The sequence below is a fragment of the Pseudoalteromonas sp. SG45-3 genome, from assembly GCF_014164075.1.
GTDB lineage: Bacteria > Pseudomonadota > Gammaproteobacteria > Enterobacterales > Alteromonadaceae > Pseudoalteromonas > Pseudoalteromonas distincta.
Window position 1 is genome coordinate 1 of record NZ_JACJEN010000055.1, and the last position, 907, is coordinate 907.

Consider the following 907-nt stretch of genomic DNA (forward strand, 5'->3'; position numbering starts at 1 on the left):
TTGATGTCCGACTCCCTGAACAATTCTCGTTAATTGAGAAACTAAATCAACGAGAGCGTTACCCAATTAGCGTGCTGTGTAACGTATTCAATGTGCATCGTAGCAGCTATAAATATTGGGCTATACGGGATACAACGCCGACGCCAGAGCAAATAAGGCTAGAAGCTGAAGTTAAAGCCATACATGCAATGAGCGGCGGCTCAGCTGGGGCGCGGACAATCGCGGCAATAGCAACGAACAATGATTTTGAATTGAGTCGTTATCGTGCTGCTAAGCTAATGGTTAAATTAAAGCTTGAAAGCTACCAAGTACCTCAACATTCATATAAACGCGGCGGTAATGAACACCTTGAAATTCCAGACCTGCTTGATAGACAATTTGATGTTGTTGAGCCAGATACAGTGTGGTGCGGTGATGTGACGTATATTTGGGTAGGCAATCGCTGGGCTTATTTAGCCGTTGTTATTGATTTATTTGCACGTAAAGTCGTTGGTTGGGCCATGTAGTTGTCGCCAGATACTAATTTAACGCTAAAAGCGCTTGAACTCGCGTATGAAAGCAGAGGAAAACCGACAGGACTGATGTTTCATTCAGACCAGGGTAGTCATTATACAAGTTTAAAATATCGTCAACGTTTATGGCGCTATAAAATCACACAAAGTATGAGTAGGCGTGGAAATTGTTGGGATAATGCGCCAATGGAGCGATTTTTTAGAAGCTTTAAAACGGAATGGATGCCAAAGGTTGGATATGGAAATTTTATAGATGCTAAATATAGTGTGAGTGATTATATCAACGGATATTACAACAACGTTAGGCCGCATCATTATAATGCCGGTTTAGCGCCAAATGAATCTGAGGTTAGATATCAAGATTCTAAAACTGTGGCCAAATTTTATTGACCACT

At 41.3% G+C, this 907-nt stretch carries 1 pseudogene; it reads left to right on the forward strand.

Annotated features, from left to right (window positions below):
• Window positions 1-902: pseudogene (locus H5126_RS21215) on the forward strand (IS3 family transposase); the annotation flags it as partial.
• Window positions 903-907: the final 5 nt, after the last annotated feature.